Genomic DNA, 19675 nt, shown 5'->3' on the forward strand with positions numbered 1-19675 from the left:
CTTCCTTAGGGGACTCTGGGATTAGGCATTGTCTGGGCAGGCACGCTACCAGTAGCGCCTCCGAACAACTCCTTAATCTATATAAGCAGGTAATGTTCGCATCTGTCTTGCCCCTGCGGGCGATCGCCTTTCAAATTTTGTTTTTGCTGATGGCGATCGCCATTGAATCCCACGTCTTTGCCGTGCAGCTCACCCTGCCGCCCAAGCAGACCAACGGCATTTCGCCGCAGCAGTCGGTGCAAATTGCCGCAACGCTGAACCTGTTGACGGCGATCGCAGGATGGTTTGTGTTTTTCAGCGTCCAACCCCTGCTGTCGCCGCTGCTCAAGCAGCAGTTGCTGGGCTTTATTTTTTTTGACCAGTGGTCTGCCGATGCGGCGTTTCCTGCTATCCTGGCAGGTTTTCTGACGTTCTTTGCCAGCTTTGCGGTCAAGCTACTGGGGCTGTCGGCGCTGGAATGGCTCCTGCTCTCCCCTGCCGAATGGGCCGCCCTCCGAGAAGCCTCCAGTCCCCGCTACCGTTCGGGGCAAGGGCTGCTGCGAGACAAAGACCGCGATAAAAAACCCCCCACCAACCTATCCAATACCCTCTTGGCGGCAAACGCCTTCAGCTACACAGCAATTTTGGCAGTGCTATTTGCCCGCAGAATTGTGGATGAGGTAATTCTGCGGGTCGGCTGATCCACACCTGGTGCTAACAAGTGCTATACCATCAAGGTCTATCCTCTTGTTCCCCAGGGTTCTGATGTACGACTGGCAATGGCGTGACTGGCGCGGCGCGTCTTACCTGACCTGTAGTTTGCTGGACGGGTTTGATCACGGTTTTTTTACCCGGCAGTTTGCGCCGTGTGGCCCAGAATACCTAACCCCGGCGCTGAAGCCGGAGGCACGGCCGCTGCGAGTAAAGCAGGTGCATGGCAATCGGGTGTTGAGCGCGGCAGAGATTTGGGCAGAAGCGTCCGCAGGTCTGGGCGCGGCAGATGAATCGGGCTGGCCGCCGGCCGATGGCGGCGTGACGGATGAAGCGCTGGAGGCGGCGTGGGTCTGTTCGGCAGACTGTGTGCCTGCGCTGATTGCGGATGTTTCGACGGGGCAGGTGGCGGCGGTTCATGCGGGCTGGCGGGGCACGGCGCTGGAGATTGTGCCCGTGGCGATCGCCCGGTTGCAGGAGCGGGGCAGTCGGTTAGCAGACCTGCGGGTGGCGCTGGGGCCGGCGATCGCCGGCGCGGTGTACCAGGTTTCGACGACCGTTGCCGCCGAAGTGGGCGCGACCGTATTGCCGGAATTTGCCGGACGATGGCGACAGGACGCTACCCTGCTCGACCCACAAGCACCGTCAAGCGATGTGCCCGATCCGGCTAAACCGCGACTGCCCGATGGCGTTGCTGAGGCCATTCTGGAAACGCTGGGGTCGCTGCCCCTTTCGCCGCTACATCCCGACCCACAGCCCGGCCGGGTGCGGCTGGACGTGCGCCGGGTCAACCAGTTGCAACTGCTGAATCTGGGTCTGCTGCCAGAGCAGGTGGCGATCGCCCCCTACTGCACCTATCAAACACCGGAGCATTTCTTCTCCTATCGGCGAGAGCGGCGCAAGCAGGTGCAGTGGTCGGGAATTGTGAGTCGGTAAGTGTTGGGCAAGCTGGTGAACAGCAGAGCATCAGGCAAGGTGCGTCAGTGTTGAGAAAAGTAACCTTTGTGGGAATTCTGAGTAAGAAGCATTGGGCAGAGAATTTTCTGGCGGCGGATGCCCCGTGTTTCGTCTCCCATGTTTCGCCTGGTGTGTGAGTGATGGTTAATCAGCGTCAATGAGTAGGGTGGAGCCGATCGATAGAGTCAGCAGCGTTGTGGACAGTTGGGAGCAGCAGGGATCGATTCTGGACGCAGTAAGCGTCGGGGTGGTGGTCTGTGGACGGCGGGTTGAGGTACAGTTCTGTAACCAGATAGGGCGATCGCTCTTGGGGCTGACGGGCGATTTGCCGCCGGATAGCCCGCTCGAGTGCCTGACTGAAGGCTGGATTTGTGAAACGGGGTCGAAGCTATCGGTGGCGCAGTTGGTTCAGCAGGCGATCGCCACTGGAGCGACCCTGCAAGCGGTGGTGGGGATACCCCAGGCTTGGCAGAATAGTGCTTTCGGAGGGTCTGTGACCTGGCTCAGGCTGAGCATCCAGCCCCTGCCCCCAAGCGCCTCTCCGTCAGCGGCAGTTTGCACGCTGATCGACCTCACCGAGCAGTGCCGCGCAGCGCAACAGGGACAATGTCCGCAGGGATCGCTTTGCGAATCGCAGCGTGATCAAGTCGCAGACCTAGTGCTGGCCCGGCAGGAATTAATGCAGCGCACCGAGCAGCTAGAGGCGATCAACCGCGAGCTAGAGTCCTTTTCCTACTCGGTGTCGCACGATTTGCGGGCCCCCCTGCGCCATATTTCGGGCTTTGTAGCGGTCTTGGGCGATCGCCTAGCGGCCAACGGCTGGCTGGATGACCCCAAAGTGACTCACTATCTGGACACCATTCGCAACAGCAGCCGCAAGATGGGCCTGCTGATTGACGGGCTGCTCAATCTGTCGCGAGTTACCCGGCGATCGCTCGTGCAGCGCCCAGTGCCGCTCCGTCCCCTGGTCGATCGGGCGATCGCCCTGGCCACGTCCAACGAACAGCCCGGTTCCCCCGTCGAATTTGTGATTAGAGATTTGCCAACGGTGTCGGGCGACGCGACCCTGCTCCAGCAGGTGTTCGCCAACCTGATCGACAATGCCGTCAAGTTCAGCCGCCCTATGCCCCAGCCCCGCGTCGAAATCGGCTGCCTGCCCGACCACACGCTGTTCGTCCGCGACAACGGCGTGGGCTTTCCGCCCGAATTCACTGATCAGATCTTTGGCGCATTCCAGCGGCTGCATCCGGAGCAAGAGTTTGAGGGCATGGGCATTGGGCTGGCGCTGGTGCAGCGGATTGTCTTGCGCCACGGCGGCAAAATCTGGGCAGAGAGCCAACCTGGGCAGGGCAGCACGCTCTATTTCACCCTCCGGGGGGTTCAAACCTCTGGGGAGCGTGAATCAGAGTCAGGCTTGGAACGCGGCAGGTGAGCGCGTGAGACAAAAGCGCTACCATAATTGCCTTCCCGACCCCTGATTATGGATATATGTATAGGACTGACGCGCTTGCGATGAATGTTCTGGGTTTTGGATGATTTCTTGCGGGCCCAGTTTGCGAGAAATCATCTTGCGAGAAATCATCCCACTGCGTTAGTCCGAATTGAGTTGCTAAACCCCTTGAGTAAATTCCATGATGCTGACGGCTGAGAGTCGGGTTGCCATTCTGCTGCATGAGGGAACGCAGGGTTCCCACGGCAAAACAGGGCTGTCTCTATTGCGCTATAGCGACATTCCAATTGTGGCGGTGATTGACCAAGCGGCGGTGGGGCGATCGCTCCTCGAAATAACTGGGATTCCCCGCGATGTGCCGATTGTGGCCTCGGTGCGCGAGGCGCTGGCCTATTCCCCAACCGTGCTGACCATTGGCATTGCGCCGTCGGGTGGGGCGCTGCCCGATGCCTGGTGGCAAGAGGTGAAGGACGGCGTGGCGGCAGGATTGTCGGTGGTCAACGGGCTGCACACGCCAATGGCGACGGCTCCCGACTTGCGGGATCTGGTGCGCGACGGACAGTGGATTTGGGACGTGCGGCAGGAACCCCCAGGGCTGACCGTGGGCGGCGGCAAAGCGCGATCGCTCTCCTGCAAGCGAGTGCTGACGGTGGGCACGGATATGAGCGTGGGCAAAATGTCTGCCAGCCTGGAGCTAGACCGGGCCTGTCGGGCGCGGGGGCTGCGATCGCGCTTCATCGCCACCGGGCAAACGGGGCTAATGCTGGGGCACGACGGCATTCCGCTGGACGCGGTGCGGATTGACTTTGCCGCTGGAGCCGTCGAGCAAGCCGTGCTGCGGAATGCGCCCAACCAAGACATTCTGCACATCGAGGGCCAGGGTTCCCTGATGAATCCCGCCTCCACGGCCACGCTGCCTCTGATGCGCGGCAGCCAGCCCACCCACCTCGTCCTGGTTCACCGCGCGGGCCAAACCGAAATCCGCAGCTTTCCTGGTTTCCACATTCCGCCGTTGCCGGAAGTTATCCAGGTCTATGAAACCATCGTCCATGCAGGCGGCACCTTCGCCCCGACCAAGGTGGTGGCGATCGCCCTCAACACCTTTCACCTAGACGAAGCAGCCGCACAGCGGGCGATCGCCCAGACCCAGGACGAAACCGGACTGCCCTGCACGGACGTAATCCGCTTTGGCGCAGAGGGAATCTTGGAGGTGGTGCTGGATTGATATTGCCTGATATTACCTGTCATCACCTGATATCATCTAATATTACCTGACATTACCTGGTATTATCTGGCATTACCCCGTCACCTCGGCCACCTGCCGCTCGGCCGCGGCTTGCACAGACTGCGCGGCTGCCAGGGCCGCTAGCTGTTCCTCAAGCTGCGCTTTCACCACATGGCGAAACTGGAAGAAATGCTCGCCGGTGCTAAGGGCAACGAGATAGTCGTAGAGCAGGCGCGGCCGGGTGAGGGCGATCGCCAGCAGTTGCCCCCAAAACCGAAATCGCGTGGAGCGCAGCACGCCCTGTCGCCAGCAAATCGCGCTGAAGAGTTGCCACTCGGTGCGGGTGAAGGGGCGATCGCTCTTAGCCCGCCAGCCATTCATCATGCGGAAATGGCGAAAGGTGCGCTTCAGGAAATTCATCGGGTCATAGATATGCCAGAAAGCGTCGATATACTCGCGAGCAATCTCTTCCACGGGGCGCGTCGGCACAAAGTTCATAATCGTGCCCTGATGGAAGGTTCCCAGACCATCGGTGAGCCGTCCCTCCTGCTGGAGTCGGTTCCACAGGGCGGTATTGCGGAGCGCCTGCAAGATGCTAAATTGCGCCTGAGGAATTCCGGTTTCCTGAATAAACTCACGCACGCGCCGCCCCGCCCCCGGCCGTTCGCCATCAAAGCCGATGATGAAGCCTGCCATGATTTGCAGCCCGGCCCGTGTGACCTTGTGGCAAGCATCGATCAGCGATTGGCGCGTGTTTTGCAGTTTATTAATGCCCACCAAGCTCTCGGTATCGGGCGTTTCAATGCCCATGAAGACGATCGTAAAACCTGCTTTCACCATGAGTTCTAGCAATTCGTCATCTTCTGCCAGGTTCAGCGAGGCTTCGGTCAGTAAGATAAACGGATACTGGTGCGCCTCCATCCAGGGAATTAGCGCCCGCAGGAACACCTTGGCATTGCGCTTGTTGCCGATAAAGTTGTCGTCTACCACAAACACATAGCGCCGCCAGCCCAATTCATAGAGGCGATCGAACTCAGCCAGCATTTGCTCTGGCGTTTTGGTGCGGGGCTTACGGCCGTAGAGGTTAATGATGTCGCAGAATTCGCACTGGAAGGGGCAGCCGCGTGAAAACTGCACAGTAATCGCCAGGTAAGCTTCTAGATTCAGCAGGTCAAACCGGGGAATCGGCGTTTGCGTGACATCCGGCTTTTCAGCAGAGCGAAAGATGCCGCTGGGTTCGTGGCGGGCGATCGCCTCCAGAAACAGAGGAATCGTGCATTCTCCCTCGTCCAGAATCAGATAGTGGGCCCCTGCTTCCTGGGCCACGTCTGGATAAGAGGTCGGGTATGGGCCGCCCACTGCCACTTTCTTACCCAGCGCTACGCCCTTGCGAATCAGCGCTTGAAAGTCTGCTTTTTGAATCACCATTGCCGAGATCATGACCAGATCACACCAGTCCCAGTCGGCCTCGGTTTCGGGGCAGACATTGCGATCGGCAAAGCGCAGGTTCCAGTCTTCAGGCAGCATCGCCGCCACCGTAATTAGGCCCAGGGGCGGATTGGTCGATCGCAGTCCCGCTAGATCCAGCGTTTCCTGATACGACCAGAAGGAATTGGGCATCACGGGCCAGAGCAACAGCACATTCATAGGCACTCCAGGGAGCGAGGAGAATCCGTGATGGCAAGGCGTTAGGAATTGGGAATTGAGACGTTAGGGGTTGGGGTAACGGTCACTGCTCAAATCACCATTGAAATCACCGCTGAACAGGCTGAAAAGAGAGTCATCGATTTTGCCTGTCCCATTGACCTGTCCCATGAACCTGTCGCATTGACCGATCCTAACTGGCTTGCCAGGGGCTATTTCATGTCCCCTTAACCTACGCCGATTCATAACATTAGGGATTATCTATTCACTATTCGTTTCATTTCTCGTTAACTTCCGTTACGCTCTGCCCTCCCGTTCCCTAAGTTTCTGCCAACTGGGGCCGGGTGTCCCCAAAACGCCCCCCAACTGTACCCAGTTGTGCCCATTGCAACCGTACAAGTGCGCTATTTTGAAAAAATCACCGTATTCTTGAAGTTAAGCGTTCTGAAAATGAGGAAAGACGAGTCATCACCCGGCTTGCCCATTTTTCTGGAACTGTCAACCCGGAGCAGGTTGCTCCGGAATCGGGTGACCTTCCCAGCCGCACCAGATTCTACTGCTGGCTCAGGCGTTCACTATGGGGAAATATGCCCTGCTGATTGGGGTCAGCAACTACCAAAATCAGGATGCCGTCCGCCCATCTCCGAGCGCCCGAAACGATGTCAACGCGCTGCGGGAGGTTTTGCTGCATCCAGAAATCGGCGGCTTTGATGAAGCCCCGCAGGTGTTTGACCCCGACCGCATGGAGCTAGAGGAACGCATTGAGGAGTTTTTTCGCAAGTGCAGCGCCCACGATCTGGCGGTGATGTACTTTTCGGGGCGGGGGCTGCGCGACGATTTGGGGCGGGCCTACTTCGCGACCCGTTCCACCCGCCGCAACTCAGACGGACAACTAGTCAAAGCAACCGCCCTGCCTGTGGGGCTGGTGCGCGATCTGTCGGGCAGCAGCCGCTCGCGCCAGCAGGTGATGATTCTAGACTGTGGCTTTAACGCTCAGGTAGACCCGGCCGTGGCGGCACGGGCCAATGGCTCCTTTAGCATTGGGCATCAGTTGGGAGCGCAGGGGCGGGCGATTTTGCTGGCGGCAGATGATGCGCCTGTGGTGCTGGATGACTGCGATCCGGATCTGTCGCTGTATACGCATCATCTAGTAGAGGGGATGACAACGGGCGCGGCGGATCAGGATCACGACGGCCAGGTGTCGGTGAAGGAGTTGCACACCTACACGAGCGATCGCGTGCGCCTGGTTTTGCCGACGATGCAGCCGGAACTGATTGCGCTGCGGGATGAGGACGGGGCGATCGCCCTCACCCGCGTTTTCCCCCAAGACCCCCGCCAGCGCTATCGGGAAGCAGTGCAGCGGCAGCTTGACCCCGACGGACGACTGACTCCCGCATCCGTGGCGATTTTAAAACGGCAGCGATCGCAGTTTGGGCTGTCGGATGCCGATGCGCTCAGCGTCGAGGCAGAACTGATGCAGCCTTTCCGAGAACACGCCGAGCGCCTGCAAGACTATCGCCAGACGCTCAGCGCCGAACTGGCCCAGGCGTATCCGCTGTCTCCAACACAACTGGGTCGGCTGAGGGAATTGCAGCAGGTGTTGGAACTGTCGGATGAGGAAGTGGAGCCGATCCACGAGGCGCTGATGCAGCCCTACGCCGAGCGCGAAGCCGCCTACCGCACCCATCTGATTCAGTATGAGCAAGCCCTAACCAAGGCGCTGCTGCAAGCCGACCCGCCCAGTGACGCGGTGCGCGATCGCCTGCGACAGCAGCAATCTGTGTGGGGACTGGTCGACGCAGACGTGGCCGCCATCGAACGGCGCGTGCAGCAGCAAATTCAGGAACGCCGCGAGCGCGATCGCCACAACCTGTTGCGCTATGAACAGGAATACGAAGCGGCGCTGCGGGCTAGCGAAACCCTTGGCCCCGCCGATCGGCTCAAGCTCGACAAGCTGCAACACACGCTCGACCTGCGCCAGGTGCAAATCGACTCGGTGGAACAGCGCGTGCAGGCTCGGTTGCAGAAGGAACGGGCCGAACGAGAGGCGCGGCGGCAGCAATATCAAGCGGCGTTTTTGCAGGCGATCGCCCAGGAGCCGACCCTGCGAAAATCCGAGCGCGATCGCCTCCAGACCTTGCAAACGCGCCTCCAGCTTAGCGATGCAGACGTGGAAGCCCTAGAGCAGGCCGCGCTGCTCCACCAGCGCCAGCAGCAGCACCAGCAAAATCTGAAACGCTACGAGCAGGCGATGGCCCAGCGCCTTAGGCTAGAGTGTCCCTTAAACGAGTCGAGCCTATCTGAACTAAAACTGATTCAGGAGTCTCTCATGCTGACGGATGAGGAAATTGCCGCGATTCAGCGCAAGCTAACGGCCCTGGCCGAAGCCCAGCGCCGCGCCCAGGCAGAAGAGCAGCCCCAAACTTTCGCCGCGGGTGTGCCGCCTGCATCGCCGGCCGGAAGCAATGCTGCCAGTCCCCCGCCCGCCGCTGCACCTGCCCCATCCGTGCCGCTGCCCCCGCCCACGGGCCAGCCCGCGCCGCCCCAGAGCTTTGTGCCGCAGCCCGGTTCGGCTGCCCCAGAACCACTGAATTTGGGGACGAACCTGGGGACGAACCTGGGGACGAACCTAGGGACGAATTTGGGGGAGACTCCCGCAGGGGGCACTGCGCGAATCGCCCCGCCGCCCCCGCCCTCACCAGCGTTTACCACGCCACCCGCCGTCGTTCCCGCTGCTCCGTCTGCTAATTCATCCACAAAGCCTGCGACGGCCCCGCCTCCATCCCCCCTGCTGCCCGACCCCTGGGAAACCTCACCAGAAGACTTGCCCACCGACGCGACTTCCAAGGCGACGGCTGACACGACGGCTGACAATGGCGCAGGCGCAAGCGCAGAGGCGGCGACAACCGCAGCGCCTCCCCTCCCGCCGGAATTCACCGAAACCACAGCCAGCGACCCGCCCCCGCCCGCTGCCGAATCCCAACCTGCCCCAGACTCCTCACCCGCAGCCACACCTGCGGAAAATGGCAGTGCGCCGCTGCCCCTGCCGTCTCCGCCGCCAGCCCCCGAAGCGCCGTTGTCTGACCTGCCGGAACCCCAGCTTCAGGTCGAGGCGTTTGTGGTCGAAGGGCTAGGACAAGCCCCCCCAGCCCCCGAAGCGCCGTTGCCGCCAGAATCCGTCTCGCCGCCAGCGGGATCGCCTGAGCCTGCTGCCCCGGAGCCTGCTGCCTCTAAACCGTCGGTTGCCGATCCTGCACCTGATCTTGCAACGGAATCCGCAGCCGCACCCGCCACCCCTGATGATTGGCTGGAGGACATTGCCACCCACACCCCGCCGCCACCGCCCGATCTGGTGAATAGCATCGATGGCAGCGTGGACACGCCCGCCCCGCCAGCCGACTATCCAGAGGATGAACCAGAGGACTTGGGAGAACTGCCGCTGCCCGAAGGATGGTCAGCCGGAGTGCCGCCGGGTCTGGTTTCCCCGGGAGGGTCTGGGAATGGCGATCGCCCCATTGCAGATGCCCCCATTGCAGGCACTCCCATTGCAGACGGTTCCGCACCCCATCATCCCGACAACGCAATGCCGCCCGCAGGCATCCCAGCCTGGGGCAATGGCGGAGTCCCCATGCCGCCGGGCCAGGTTATCACCGCCATCGACCCACCGCCAGGAATCATAACAGGGGGCGGCATGGCTCCAGCGCCCCAGCCCGTCCAGGCTCCAGCCGACCTGCTGCCCTCCGAGTGCGGCATCGACTACACCCGGCTGCAAGGGCTATTGCAGGAACGACTCTGGCTCGAAGCAGATAGATACACCTGTCACCTGATGCTCTTAGCCGCAGGTCGCCAAAAGCAGGACTGGCTCAACCCAGACTCCCTGGCCCGGTTTCCCTGTGTGGATTTGAACACGATCAACGGCCTGTGGCAGAAGTATAGCAACGGACATTTTGGCTTTACGACGCAGGAGCGCATCTATCAAGGACTGGGTGTTGAACTGCCCCACGCGCGGCGAGCGCTGGACTTTGCGGTGCTGGTGGATTGGGCCTGGAAAGGGGTGGGCGGCTCCTACGCGATGTTCAAGCCCTACAGACAACTGACCTTTGGTCTGCACGCGCCACCGGGACATCTGCCCGCGCTGTGGTATTGGAAGCTGGGTCTGTGGTCTGGGTTCCGCTCTGGTTCCCTGGGCAAGATGCGCGATTTTGGGGGCGAGGACGAAATCCAAATGCTGGCGGCACTGATGGGGCGACTGTCGGACTGCAACATTCGCTAAAAACCAGGGGCATCCCTGCCCTGCCAGTTCAGGGTCTGCCCGATCAAACCCTGAACCCTGCTACACTGTGATGTTTGGAAGTTGGGAACTGGCAAGCTGCACGTTCCAGCCATCCACTGAAGCAGCACGTTAGGACTTACGCAGTTGGACGATTTCTCGCGGGCTGCACCCGCGAGAAATCGTCTAAAACCCAGAAAACTTATCGCAAGTGCGTAAGTCTTGCATGTTTTATCCCGTTTTATTCAGAATTCAGAACACAGGGCATGAGCGCAATTCAGGCGATTCGGGGCACGCGAGACATTTTGCCGGAGGAAGTGGGCTACTGGCAGCAGATTGAGGCGGCAGCCCGACAAATCCTGGGCAATGCGGGCTATCGCGAAATCCGCACGCCGATTTTTGAGCAAACCGAACTATTTGAACGCGGGATTGGCGAAGCCACCGATGTCGTGGGCAAGGAAATGTATACCTTCACCGATCGGGGCGATCGCTCTATTACCCTGCGCCCAGAGATGACGGCGGGCCTGGTGCGATCGCTCATCGAACACAAGCTGTATGCAGCGGGCAACGCCCAGCGGCTTTGGTGCGTCGGCCCCGTGTTTCGCTACGAGCGGCCCCAGGCCGGGCGACAGCGCCAGTTTCACCAACTGGATGTAGAAGTCATGGGCAGCGCCGATCCCCGCGCCGATGCCGAGGTGATTGCCCTGGCGACGGACTTGCTGCAACATCTGGGGCTGAAAACGCTGACGATGGATTTGAACTCGGTGGGCACGCCCGCTGACCGTCAGCAGTATCGCGCCGCCCTAGTGGACTATTTCACGCCGTTCAAAGCCGAGCTAGATCCCGATTCTCAGGATCGGCTGACGCGCAACCCAATGCGAATCTTGGACAGCAAAGATGCCCGCACCAAGGAAATCGTCCAGGACGCACCCAGCATTCTCGACTACCTGAGCGCCGAGTCGCAGCAGCGGTTCGAGGCGGTGCAGCAGCGCCTCACTGACCTGGGCATTGCCTACCAGGTGAATCCCCGTCTGGTGCGCGGGCTAGACTATTACACCCACACCGCGTTTGAGATTCAGTCGGCAGACCTGGGCGCACAGGCGACGGTCTGCGGGGGCGGCCGCTACGACGGGCTGGTGGCAGAACTGGGCGGCCCCGAAACGCCCGCGGTCGGCTGGGGGCTGGGCATGGAGCGGCTGGTGCTGCTGCTGCAAAAACTGCATCCGGCGACCGAAGTCAGCGTCGATTTTTATGTGGTGTCTAAGGGCGATCGCCCCGAAGCCCAGTCGCTCCAGATTGCCCAAACGCTGCGTCGACTGGGCTTTTCGGTCGATCTCGACCTGAGCGGCAGCGCCTTTGGCAAGCAGATGAAGCGGGCCGACCGCAGCGGTGCGGCTGCCTGCCTGATTCTGGGCGACGAAGAGGCAGAAACCGGCATGGTGCAGGTGAAATGGCTGGCATCGGGAGAGCAAGAGGCGATCGCCCAGGCCGACCTTGCTTCCAGGGCTGACCTGCTGCGCCAGCAGCTCGGAAAACGCTAAAGCCCAAAAGCCTCGCCCACACACTCGCTATGATGAATCTGCCAACCCTCTACCCCGGTTCTCCCTGACCCCCAACCCCTCCTCTCCTGCCCATGCGTCCGATTCTGCTTTTCCTTTTCATTGCCCTACTCGCCATCGTAGTGCTGCAAAACCTCTCGCCTTCGGTGGCGCTGACGTTTTTGGGGATGCAGACGGTGGCGCTGCCGCTGGCAGTGTGGCTGGTGGGGGCGGTGCTGGCGGGGGCCATCACAACGGTCTTGGTGGCCACGCTGATTCGGTTTTTGGCGAACGGGCGATTCGCGAAGCGATCCTTGCATGAATCGCCCCGTCGCAAGGCCCGCCGCCCCAGCCGCAGACCCTCCAGCACGCAGGGCGAACCCTGGACCCCGCCCCCCTGGACTGGCGGCTGGACAAAGCCGCTTGACCCGGAACCCGTCGATCGAGCAGGCAATGCGCCCCGTCCGCGAGAAGCCGCCTGGGCCGCGGCCGAAGATGACTGGGAAAATCCCCGCCCTAGCAACGAATGGGACGACTGGGAAGACGCACCGCGTGCTTCCACGGCAGGCAGCCGCACGGTGATTCAGGACGTACCCTATCGGGAAATTGCGCCGCCCATCGAGCCAGACCCCGCGTATCGCGATCGCCCCTACGAAGCAGCAGAATCGGCCTATCAATATCGCCCCTACGAGGCAGAAGCAGCGGCAGAGTCGGCCTATCAATATCGCCCCTACGAAGTTGTCGAGGAGCCGCCAGAGGCCGACGACTCCGCTGGCTATCAATATCGTCCCTACCTGGACGAGGAGCCAGAAGAGGAGCGCGAGGTCTGGGACGACTGGGAGGAAGAGCCGCCCGCCCAGCCCGCCTCGTCGCCTTCGCCAGAGGAGCCGCCCGCCGAACCTCGCCGCCCCATTGTGGAGATTAACCGAGAGCCAGAGACCGGCTATCGATCAGGCACGGTCTACTCCTTTAGCTATCGCCGCGCCCAGCCAGACACCCCCACCGACAACATCAAGGCTCCGCCAGACGAGTCGGCCCAGAGTTCTGCCCAGAGTTCTGCCCAGAGTTCCGCCCAAAGTTCCGCCCAGAGTTCCGCTGGAGAGGCTTCATTACAGACTCCTGCGGCAACGTCGGCTGACCCCTCGACCGATCGCCCAGCCGATTCTGCAACCGCCAATCCACCCCATTCACCCAGCGGGGAATCTACAAAGCCCGGTTCGATTTACGAGGCAGACTTTCGGGTCGTTGCGCCTCCCAGCGACCCAAACCAAGAGCCGATCGCCCCGGTCATGGCGGAGGATGACGCAGACTGGGACGACGATGGCGATCGCCCCATTGCCCCCGACGACGACTATGACCGCAGCGATGGCGGCGAAGTGTGGGACGACGAAAGCTGGGGCGACGAAAGCTGGGACGACGGGGCAGATGAGCCTGGGGCAGGGCAAGGGTCGCTGGATCGAGAAATTTGGGATGATTGGGACGATGACGAGGACGAAGAGAATGACGACGGAGACAATCCTCCTCCTCGCTCTGGGGGATCGGGGCGATCGCCAGAGGGCGACCCACCACTGCGGTTGGGATAAGATTAATGTTTACAGAGTCGCTGCTGGAATTTTTGTGGGTCATCTTCACCGACTTCTCGCCGCCCTTTTCACGCCATGAACGACACGCCGCCCAACGGCAAACCCACCGAATCGGAATCCCTGCTGCTTCACCTGTCCACCGATCACACCGTTCCCGCCGATGCCGAAACGACGGTGCGGCGGCTGCGGCGCACAAACCTCTATCTGGTGGGGATGATGGGCTGTGGCAAAACGACCGTCGGCCGCTTGGTGGCGCAAAAGCTGGGCTACCAGTTTTTTGACACCGACACGCTCATCGAGACTGCGACGCATCAGACCGTAGCGCAGGTGTTTGCCGAGCGCGGCGAAGCAGGATTTCGCGATCTAGAAACGCAAATTTTGGCGGAGCTGTCGTCCTATGCCTACGGCAGTCTGGCGATCGCCACAGGCGGCGGTGCGGTGCTGCGTCCCCAAAACTGGAGCTACCTGCACCACGGCATCGTTATCTGGCTGGATGTGCCCGCTGATCAGCTTTATTACCGCCTGCGCCACAGCACCACGCGCCCGCTGCTGCAAGACCCCGACCCGCGCCAGCGCATTCAGGAGTTGCTGGATCAGCGCCGCCCGCTCTACGCCCAGGCAGATGTCCACGTCCAGCTTCGCGGCCGCGAGTCGCCCGAATTCGTGACGGCACGAGTGCTAGAGGCGATCGCCCGGGCCATTCGTCCTGAAGCCGAAGACCCCGAAGCCGAAGCAGAATAGACCCGCCCTGCCCGATCTCCCTCTGAAATATTTTCCCTTACTGAAGCCAGCTTGCCATTGGCTCAGTAGACTTCACGCGATGCATCCCTGCGGCGGCAAAGCGCTCGTAGGCAGCATCGGCCGCGTCGGTAAAGTCCACCACGCCAGGAACGACGACGGGCGAACTGCAATCTTCCAGCAGATAAATTCGGTTCGTTAGCTTGGGGTGAATCGCCTGGATTTCCGTCAGCAGGTCGTCGATCGTCCAGGCGACGCAGTGGCTCTTGGCCTGTCCGGCAATCAGCACTGCGTCGAAGTCCAGCAGCATAGAAATCAGCGGCAAGTTCTTTTGGGCGATTCGCGAAGCGACCCCTGCGGGAATCGCCCGCTGTTGGGCATCCTCGGTCACTTCGGGCTTTAGCACCGAGTAGTTTTCCGTCAGCGGATGATCGCCTTTGAGTTCAAACAAGGTCTGCGCCTGACGGGCGATGCTGTGAAAAAAGCAGGCCTCCTCCACCGCCGACACCAGCGCGTGCCCAATGCCACCCAGCATGGAGTGGTAGGGCCAAATGGTGAGCGGGTATTTGCCATCCTGGCTCAGCTTGCGGACGTAGTAGAGGGCGTAGGCTTGCAGGCTGTCTGCGGTGCCGTAGGCGATATTAGGGGCGATCGCCGGATTCACACGCCACACGCCCGTTTCTACATCCTCCAGCGAAATCATCGTCATCGCAGGCGGATGTTCCCCAGCCTCGTTGATCCAGAACACCGCGTGGAAAATCTGGGTTGCGGTGTGGGTGTCCATCGTGGCGGCGATCGCCGTAATGCTGCCCAGGTTGCGATAGATAAACTCACACAGCCGCACGTTGTCGTCCACCGCGCCCCGTCCCGATCGCCCCCCCACAAACAGTTCATAGTCGGGAATGCAGAACGTATTCTGCACGTCGATCGCCAGCAGACACACCCGCTTCTCATCCATCACCGCTGGCGTTAATTCATGCTCCTTTGCCCACAGCGCTGCCTGGGCCGCCCGCGTTTCGTAAGGGACGCGCCAGACCTCGCCCACGCGCTGCGGGTCGAAAAAGGTGGGAACAGGAAGGGGGGAGGGCATAGACAAGGGCGGAGAAAGGGGCGGATCGAAGCGTTGGCACGAGAGCAGATTCACCATAGGCATATTCACAGCAGATTCACCATAAAGTGATCGCCGTATACAGCGATACATAGCGATCCTCTGCCCTCATACCGTCACTTTATCACGCAAATTATCACGCGAAACCCTCACACGCGGGCAAACGACATCCGGCTGAGAAACGCCCGCAGGCGATCGCTCTGGGGCGAATCTAGCACCTGCCGCGCCGGGCCTTCTTCTTCGACCTGGCCCTGGTTGAGAAACAAGACGCGATCGGCCACTTCGCGGGCAAACTGCATCTCGTGGGTCACAATCACCATCGTCATCCCCTCTTCGGCGAGTTGCTGCATGGTAAGCAGCACTTCGCCCACCAGTTCTGGGTCGAGGGCGCTGGTCGGTTCGTCAAATAGCATGATCTTGGGCTTCATACAGAGGGCACGGGCGATCGCCACACGCTGCTTTTGCCCGCCAGAGAGCATTTCGGGATAGACCTCGGCCTTTTCGCCCAGGCCCACTTTTTCCAGCAAGATCCGCGCCGTCTGCCGCGCCTCTTTATCAGACAGGCCCAGCACCTTGCGCGGAGCCAGCGTCAGGTTATCCAGCACCGTCATGTGGGGAAACAGGTTGAACTGCTGAAACACCATCCCCACCTGGGCATGGAGCAGGCGCAGATCGGCTGCGCTGAGGACACTGCCCGCCGACAGGTCAATTCCGTTCACCACCAGCCGCCCACTGTTGATCGTTTCCAGATGGTTAAAACACCGCAGCAGCGTGCTTTTGCCGCAGCCCGACGAGCCAATCACCGCCACGACTTCGCCGGGGTTGATATGGCCGCTGATGCCGCGCAGCACCTTCAATTGTCCAAAACGTTTTTCCACCTGAGCAAACTCAATCGCAGGCGTGGCGGTGGCGTTGGGCGAAATCAGACGGTCGTTCATGGGCGGTGCAGGCTGGGATAGCAGGAGAAGTAACCAAAAGGGGCAGAAATAGTGCTATAGGCAACGGAATTTCGCCCGCGGTCAGCAGACGATGCAGTTTTAGCACAGGCGATCGCTTCTACGGAGATGCGACGGCTACGGTCGGCTATTTTTAGGTCTGATTTAGGTCTGATTTGGGTCTGATTTGGTTATGTTTCTGGCTAAATCTTTTGAGCAAATTGTTTAACGATCTGTACCATCTTTGCGCGAGAAATGGGCGATCGCCTGTACAATTTCAGTCTCTCAAGGCAAACGACAATCCGCCTATCCCATTGGGATTTTGTAATTTTTGGAATCCTATTTTTGGGAATCCTGTAACGTTTAGTAACTTTAGGCTAGTAACTTTAGGCAAGTTTAGGAGCGTTCGATTTTCATGCTGAGATTTACTCGTATTCGCTGGCGGGCGCTGGTGCTAGGGCTGCTGAGCCTAGTCTGTGTGGTGCTGTTTGCGGCCTGCGGGGGCAGTGCGCCAACCGCCGACAGCGGCTCTCCGTCAACCGCCGACGCGGCTCCGCTGAAGGTGGCGCTCGATCCCACCTTTCCGCCATTCCAATCCCAAACGGGCGCGGGCCAGTTTGAGGGTTTTGACATTGACCTGATGAATGCCGTGGCCGAGGCGGGCGGCTTCACGATGAACATGGAAGGTCTGCCCTTTGACGGCATTATTCCGGCGCTCCAGGCGGGCACGATTGATGCCACCATCAGCACCATGACCATCACCAAAGAGCGGGCCGAAGTGGTGGACTTCTCTCGGCCGTATTTCAAAGCAGGGCTGGCGATCGCCGTTCAGGACGGCAACACCGACATCACGGGCTTTGATTCCTTGAGCGGCAAGAAAATCTCTGCCCAAATTGGCACAACGGGCGAGGCCGAAGCCCGCAAGTCTGGCGCAAGCGAGGTCCGCACCTTCGACAGCACGCCAATTGCCCTGCAAGAACTGTCGAACGGCAACGTCGATGCCACCATTAGCGACGCGCCGGCCATTCTCTACGCCATCAAGAGCGGCGGCGTGCGTGGTGTGAAGGTCGTCGGCGAACTGCTCACCGAAGAGTTCTACGGCATCGCCACGCCCAAGGGGTCGCCCAACCTAGCAAAAATCAACGCGGGATTGCAAACCATCATCGCCAACGGCAAATACAAAGAGATTTACCAAAAATGGTTTGATGGCGAACCGCCGGTGTTGCCCGAAGCCGCACCGATTTAGTCGCTCCAGGTGAATCGTGGGCCGATCGCGTCTGCGATTCACAGTTAGCTTCACAGCTAGATTCACAGCTAGATTCACAATTATCGGTTTACTTGTTTTTAGGAAACACCGTGCAGCGATCGCTCGAAGTCATTCTCAACGCGCTCCCCAGCCTCTACCTCGGAGCCATTACCACCCTCCAACTCACCATCGTCTCGATCTTGCTGGGGCTGGTGCTGGGGTCGGTGCTGGCGATCCTGCGGCTGTCGCCGTCGCGCTTGGTAAGGCTGGGGGCGATCGCCTATATCGACTTTTTCCGGGGCACGCCACTACTGGCGCAGTTGTTCATGATTTATTTCGGGCTGCCCAGCCTGCTGCAAGGCATGGGCATCGGGCTAAAGTTCAACCAGTGGACTGCGGCAATCTTCGCGCTCAGCCTCAACGGAGCCGCCTACATTGCCGAAATCGTGCGAGCGGGCATCCAGTCGATCGAACTGGGGCAGCGAGAAGCCTCGCAATCTTTGGGACTAGGGCCCCTGCAAACCCTGCGCTATGTGGTGTTTCCGCAGGCGTTTCGCCGGATGATTCCGCCCTTGGGCAATGAATTTATCAGCCGCCTCAAGGACACGAGCCTGGTAGCGGTGATTGGCTTTGAGGAACTGCTGCGGCGGGGGCAGTTGGTCGTGGCGCAGACCTATCGGGCGTTTGAAATTTACTTTGCAGTGGCGCTGGTCTATCTGCTGCTGACGCTCCTCTCGTCTCAGTTCTTCAGCTTTTTGGAGCGCTGGATGAACCCGGTGGAAAAGCTGAAGCGACAGGCATTGCGAGTTCACGAACAGGAAAGCTAGAGAAAGCTGAGCCTCTCGGTGTCTTTGGGAAAGTCAGGACTTACGCACTTGCGATCAGCTCTCTGGATTTTGGACAATTTCTCGCGGGCGCAGCCCGCGAGAAATTGTCCGACTGCGTAGATCCCAAAAGTTTCAACATTTTTTGCATGAGCTTAAAAAATGTTGGCAGTTTTGCTAACCTGTGCAGAATCCATTCCACAATTAATTCACTCATTCCACAATTAATTCACTGAAGTGAATTATCACAATTTGGGCAGGGTTGGGCAGGGTCACAATTTGGGCACGGCGCGAGATCTCCGTTCCGCAATCTCCAACCCAAAATCCAAAACCCAAAATCCCCAATCCAAAATCCCCAATCCCGCTTGTAGTCCCCAGCGCCAGGAGACGTTGTTGCGATGGTTTTTCCTGATTTCGTCCGATTCCCCCGATTCGTGCGATCGCTCTTTTTTATCCTGCTGGGTCTAACGTTCACGGTTGCGATCGCCGCCTGTAGCGCCCCCACGCCGCAAGCCGTTGCACCGGGTTCGACGATGCGCGTTGCAGTTGTGCCCAACTATCCACCGTTCGCTTCTAAAACGGCGGATGGCCAGCTCCAGGGCTTTGAGATTGACTTGATGAATGCCTTTGCTGAAGCCACCCAAACCCAGATGGAATATGTGCCGCTGTCGTTCTTCGACGATGTGATGCGGGAGCTGTATGGCAACGAGGTCGATATGGCGATCGCCGCCATCACCATCACCCCCGAACGGCAGCGCGTCGCCGATTTTTCGCGCCCCTATTTCAAATCTGGCATGGCGATCGCCGTCCGCGACAGTGAAACCAGCATCACCAACCTGGACAGTTTGGCAGGCAAGCGCATCGGGGTTGAAACGGGAACCGTTCAAGCCAGCATTGCCCGCACCATCCCCAACGCCACCGTCATCGGCTATGACAGCAGCAAAACCGCCTGGAATGAACTGCTGCAAGGCAAAGTGGATGCCGTCATCAGCGGCGAAACCGCCGCCTCCTACGCCATCCAAACCGGCAGCGTGCGGGGTATGAAGCTTGCAGGCGAACCCTTTACTGACGAATTCTTGGGAATCGCCATGCCCAAAAACTCGCCCAACCGAGAGTTTGTCAACAGCGGCCTCGCCTCCCTGATCGACAGCGGCAAATACGCCGAACTCTATCGCAAATGGTTTGACCGAGATCCGCGCCCGCTGCCTGAGAAAATTGAAGGCGTTGGCTCGGACGGCGTACCCGATTTTCCCTCGCCTCGCCGCCCCGCCCGCTGGACGCTTCCCAAAGCGGCCTAATCACCCGTTTGCATGAATCGCCACTGCGTTCCAATCCATAGAATCTGACCATTCAAATCTGGATGGTGCAACGCCCACTTTTGTGGCTCTACCCAAAGTGGAACAGTTGTGTCAATTTCCAAGTCTTGTGAATGATAGATTGGCCTGCATCCTGCGGGATGAATACTTG

Annotated in this window: 12 protein-coding genes and 1 pseudogene; 10 read left to right on the top strand and 3 right to left on the bottom strand. The window is 59.9% G+C overall.

The features are described 5' to 3' along the window. The first annotated feature begins 92 nt into the window (after nt 1–92). From fraC to JTM80_RS17870, 4 genes are all read left to right on the top strand, one after another. Nucleotides 93–680 (top strand): filament integrity protein FraC, encoded by a 588-nt coding sequence (gene fraC / locus JTM80_RS17855; protein ID WP_172355143.1) that lies wholly within the window; start codon nt 93–95, stop codon nt 678–680. A gap of 64 nt (nt 681–744) precedes the next feature. Further along, entirely contained in the window at nt 745–1626 is an 882-nt protein-coding gene (pgeF, locus tag JTM80_RS17860; RefSeq protein WP_172355145.1) for a peptidoglycan editing factor PgeF, read from the top strand. Nucleotides 1627–1804: 178 nt separating this feature from the next. Then, a complete protein-coding gene (locus JTM80_RS17865; protein WP_172355147.1) occupies nt 1805–3079 on the top strand; it encodes an ATP-binding protein in 1275 nt (424 codons plus the stop codon). Nucleotides 3080–3278: 199 nt separating this feature from the next. After that, nucleotides 3279–4322, top strand: coding sequence for a DUF1611 domain-containing protein (locus JTM80_RS17870; protein WP_172355149.1), 1044 nt, complete (start codon nt 3279–3281; stop codon nt 4320–4322). 72 nt (nt 4323–4394) lie between these two features. On the opposite strand, the gene JTM80_RS17875 is transcribed toward JTM80_RS17870, so the two are convergent. Then, nucleotides 4395–5969 carry a B12-binding domain-containing radical SAM protein gene (locus JTM80_RS17875; RefSeq protein WP_172355151.1) on the bottom strand — a complete coding sequence of 525 codons (1575 nt, stop codon included), beginning with the start codon at nt 5967–5969 and terminating at the stop codon, nt 4395–4397. Between the two features lie 574 nt (nt 5970–6543). Between JTM80_RS17875 and JTM80_RS17880 the strand changes: the two genes are divergently transcribed. From JTM80_RS17880 to JTM80_RS17895, 4 genes are all read left to right on the top strand, one after another. Continuing rightward, entirely contained in the window at nt 6544–10239 is a 3696-nt protein-coding gene (locus JTM80_RS17880; RefSeq protein WP_205369983.1) for a GUN4 domain-containing protein, read from the top strand. 263 nt (nt 10240–10502) lie between these two features. Then, entirely contained in the window at nt 10503–11777 is a 1275-nt protein-coding gene (hisS, locus tag JTM80_RS17885) for a histidine--tRNA ligase (RefSeq protein ID WP_172355155.1), read from the top strand. A 92-nt stretch (nt 11778–11869) separates the two neighbouring features. Further along, nucleotides 11870–13357 carry a LapA family protein gene (locus JTM80_RS17890; protein WP_205369986.1) on the top strand — a complete coding sequence of 496 codons (1488 nt, stop codon included), beginning with the start codon at nt 11870–11872 and terminating at the stop codon, nt 13355–13357. A 75-nt stretch (nt 13358–13432) separates the two neighbouring features. Then, complete coding sequence (locus JTM80_RS17895) at nt 13433–14098, top strand: shikimate kinase (RefSeq protein WP_172355159.1); 666 nt, start codon at nt 13433–13435, stop codon at nt 14096–14098. A 37-nt stretch (nt 14099–14135) separates the two neighbouring features. On the opposite strand, the gene JTM80_RS17900 is transcribed toward JTM80_RS17895, so the two are convergent. Then, complete coding sequence (locus tag JTM80_RS17900) at nt 14136–15185, bottom strand: isochorismatase (protein ID WP_172355161.1); 1050 nt, start codon at nt 15183–15185, stop codon at nt 14136–14138. A gap of 167 nt (nt 15186–15352) precedes the next feature. Continuing rightward, nucleotides 15353–16141 carry an amino acid ABC transporter ATP-binding protein gene (locus JTM80_RS17905; RefSeq protein ID WP_172355163.1) on the bottom strand — a complete coding sequence of 263 codons (789 nt, stop codon included), beginning with the start codon at nt 16139–16141 and terminating at the stop codon, nt 15353–15355. A 412-nt stretch (nt 16142–16553) separates the two neighbouring features. On the opposite strand from JTM80_RS17905, the pseudogene JTM80_RS23610 reads away from it, so the two are divergent. Together JTM80_RS23610 and JTM80_RS17920 are read left to right on the top strand one after the other, a co-directional pair. Further along, nucleotides 16554–18211 (top strand): annotated as a pseudogene (locus JTM80_RS23610) (ABC transporter permease subunit). Nucleotides 18212–18606: 395 nt separating this feature from the next. Further along, nucleotides 18607–19506 (top strand): transporter substrate-binding domain-containing protein, encoded by a 900-nt coding sequence (locus JTM80_RS17920; protein WP_205369988.1) that lies wholly within the window; start codon nt 18607–18609, stop codon nt 19504–19506. Nucleotides 19507–19675: the final 169 nt, after the last annotated feature.

Source organism: Thermoleptolyngbya sp. PKUAC-SCTB121 (assembly GCF_016919485.1).
Lineage (GTDB): Bacteria > Cyanobacteriota > Cyanobacteriia > Elainellales > Elainellaceae > Thermoleptolyngbya > Thermoleptolyngbya sichuanensis.

Excerpts from the sequence above, each read along its gene's own strand:
- JTM80_RS17900 (WP_172355161.1), bottom strand. The coding sequence starts at position 15,185 with ATGCCCTCCCCCCTTCCTGTTCCCACCTTTTTCGACCCGCAGCGCGTG.
- JTM80_RS17895 (WP_172355159.1), top strand. The coding sequence starts at position 13,433 with ATGAACGACACGCCGCCCAACGGCAAACCCACCGAATCGGAATCCCTG.
- hisS (WP_172355155.1), top strand. The coding sequence starts at position 10,503 with ATGAGCGCAATTCAGGCGATTCGGGGCACGCGAGACATTTTGCCGGAG.
- fraC (WP_172355143.1), top strand. The coding sequence starts at position 93 with ATGTTCGCATCTGTCTTGCCCCTGCGGGCGATCGCCTTTCAAATTTTG.
- JTM80_RS17890 (WP_205369986.1), top strand. The coding sequence starts at position 11,870 with ATGCGTCCGATTCTGCTTTTCCTTTTCATTGCCCTACTCGCCATCGTA.
- JTM80_RS17905 (WP_172355163.1), bottom strand. The coding sequence starts at position 16,141 with ATGAACGACCGTCTGATTTCGCCCAACGCCACCGCCACGCCTGCGATT.
- JTM80_RS17880 (WP_205369983.1), top strand. The coding sequence starts at position 6,544 with ATGGGGAAATATGCCCTGCTGATTGGGGTCAGCAACTACCAAAATCAG.
- JTM80_RS17920 (WP_205369988.1), top strand. The coding sequence starts at position 18,607 with ATGGTTTTTCCTGATTTCGTCCGATTCCCCCGATTCGTGCGATCGCTC.
- JTM80_RS17870 (WP_172355149.1), top strand. The coding sequence starts at position 3,279 with ATGATGCTGACGGCTGAGAGTCGGGTTGCCATTCTGCTGCATGAGGGA.
- JTM80_RS17875 (WP_172355151.1), bottom strand. The coding sequence starts at position 5,969 with ATGAATGTGCTGTTGCTCTGGCCCGTGATGCCCAATTCCTTCTGGTCG.
- JTM80_RS17865 (WP_172355147.1), top strand. The coding sequence starts at position 1,805 with ATGAGTAGGGTGGAGCCGATCGATAGAGTCAGCAGCGTTGTGGACAGT.
- pgeF (WP_172355145.1), top strand. The coding sequence starts at position 745 with ATGTACGACTGGCAATGGCGTGACTGGCGCGGCGCGTCTTACCTGACC.